Source organism: Streptomyces sp. OfavH-34-F, assembly GCF_022347745.1.
Lineage (GTDB): Bacteria > Actinomycetota > Actinomycetes > Streptomycetales > Streptomycetaceae > Streptomyces.
Genome location: NZ_JAKRGC010000561.1, coordinates 1 through 2,107, shown reverse-complemented (window position 1 = coordinate 2,107; position 2,107 = coordinate 1). Strand labels below are relative to the sequence as shown.

Here is a 2,107-nt window from a genome sequence, read left to right as displayed (position 1 = left end):
CGTCCCGCGCGCCCGCCGGGCCGGGCAGGCCGGGTGCCCGTCCGGCGCGCGCGGCGGCGTCACCGGCCACCGCGACCGCTCCCGCCATCCCGGCGACCGCTCCGGCCGCCCCGGTCACGAACCCTCTTCGGGCCACTCCTCGCATCGCCTCGCACCCGCTCTCTCTCCGTACACGTCCGCACCGCCCCGTACCGGAACATTTCCGGGCACAGGGGATGTTCTGTGCCGAGCATGCACGCCCCGGGCTGCCATCCCCGGTAAGGCGCGGAGTAACGTCGGGGAGTCGTGGTGGAGCCCGGAACCAGACGGAAGCCGCCGAACGGGAACAGCGAAAGGCACGAGGTGACGGACTCTATGGCCGACATTGCACGCGTCGGAGTGGTGGGCTGCGGCCAGATGGGCGCGGGCATCGCGGAGGTGTGCGCCCGCAGCGGCCTCGACGTCAAGGTGGCCGAGACGACCGGCGAGGCACTGGAGATCGGCCGCACCCGGCTCCACAACTCCCTGTCCAAGGCCGCCCAGCGGGGGAAGATCACCGCCGAGGAGCGGGACGAGACCCTGGGCCGGCTGAGCTTCACGACGGACCTCGGCGAGTTCGCCGACCGTGACCTCGTCATCGAGGCCGTCGTGGAGAACGAGCAGGTCAAGACCGAGATCTTCCAGGTGCTCGACCAGGTGGTGACCCGCCCGGACGCGATCCTGGCCTCCAACACCTCCTCGATCCCGCTGGTGAAGCTGGCCGTCGCGACGTCCCGCCCGGACCAGGTCATCGGAATCCACTTCTTCAACCCGGCGCCGGTGCAGAAGCTCGTCGAGCTGATCCCCGCGCTGACCACCTCGGACGAGACGGTCAAGCGCGCGGAGGCCGTCGTCCAGGACGTGCTGGGCAAGCACCCGATCCGCGCCCAGGACCGCTCGGGCTTCGTCGTCAACGCCCTGCTGATCCCGTACCTGCTCTCGGCGATCCGGATGTTCGAGTCGGGCATCGCCAGCCGCGAGGACATCGACAACGGCATGGAGATGGGCTGCGCCCACCCGATGGGCCCGCTCAAGCTGGCGGACCTCATCGGCCTGGACACCGTCGCCTCGGTCGCCGACTCGATGTACGCCGAGTACAAGGAGCCGCTGTACGCCGCTCCCCCGCTGCTCCAGCGCATGGTGGACGCGGGCCGCCTCGGCCGCAAGACGGGCTCGGGCTTCTACCCGTACGCCTGACGGCGGGCGGCCGTGCGTGCGGGGGCCGGGCGGTCCCCGCACGCGCGGGCAGGGCTCAGCCGAGCCGTAAGTGGTGCAGCATCATCAGCCCGGCCGCCATGCCCGCGGCCGGGACCTCGCCGCGGCCGATCAGGTCCGGCACCAGCTTCAGCGGTATCCAGGCGCGGCGCGAGGACTCGAAGGCGTCGCACGGCTCGCCCGTCCACCGCGCCTCCTCGCCCCAGTAGAAGTGGTGCCGGGCGTCGCTGAGGCCGTTGGACGGCTCCACGGTCAGCAGCGGGCGCAGCGGGCCGGGCCGCCAGCCGGTCTCCTCCTCCATCTCGCGCGCCGCGGCCCGCGCCGGACGCTCGCCGTCCTCCACGACCCCGGCCGCCAGTTCCCAGCCCCAGCTTCCGGTGATGAAGCGGTGCCGCCACAGCAGCAGCACCTCGTTCGCGGCGTTGACGACGGTGGCCGCCGCCACCGGGCGCTGCCGGATGACGTAGTGGTCGAGCCGGCCGCCGTCCGGCAGCTCGACATCGGCCAGGTTGACCCGGAACCAGCGGTTCTCATACACGAGTTGTTCATTCAGGTTCGTCCACTGCACGGTTCTGCCACCTTCTGTTCGTAGGTGGCGGTATCGCAGCAGATGCGTGCTCACAGCGGTACGCGCAGGGCCTCCCCCACGCGTTCTGCGGCCCGTTCCGCGTCGGCGCTCCCGCTGGCCATCAGCTCCGTGCGCACCGTCCGCAGCCGGTCGCGCAGCCGCCGCGACTCCATGCCCCGGACCCGCTCCGCCATCTCCGTCGCGGTGGCCGCCGCCCGGTCCGCCTCGCCCTGCCGCAGCTCGACCGCGGTGAGCACGGCCAGCCGGTGCACCCGGCCCCGGTCGTGCGCGGGCGTGCGCACCGCC

The 2,107-nt window shown here is 72.4% G+C and carries 2 protein-coding genes and 1 pseudogene; 1 reads left to right on the top strand and 2 read right to left on the bottom strand.

The genetic code is table 11. The features are described from left to right. Nucleotides 1-354: 354 nt before the first annotated feature. Nucleotides 355-1,215 carry a 3-hydroxybutyryl-CoA dehydrogenase gene (locus MHW47_RS34890; protein ID WP_239227835.1) on the top strand — a complete coding sequence of 287 codons (861 nt, stop codon included), beginning with the start codon at nucleotides 355-357 and terminating at the stop codon, nucleotides 1,213-1,215. A 55-nt stretch (nucleotides 1,216-1,270) separates the two neighbouring features. On the opposite strand, the gene MHW47_RS34885 is transcribed toward MHW47_RS34890, so the two are convergent. Then, complete coding sequence (locus MHW47_RS34885) at nucleotides 1,271-1,801, bottom strand: NUDIX hydrolase (RefSeq protein ID WP_239227834.1); 531 nt, start codon at nucleotides 1,799-1,801, stop codon at nucleotides 1,271-1,273. A 50-nt stretch (nucleotides 1,802-1,851) separates the two neighbouring features. Then, nucleotides 1,852-2,107, bottom strand: a pseudogene (locus MHW47_RS34880) (transcriptional regulator); the annotation flags it as partial.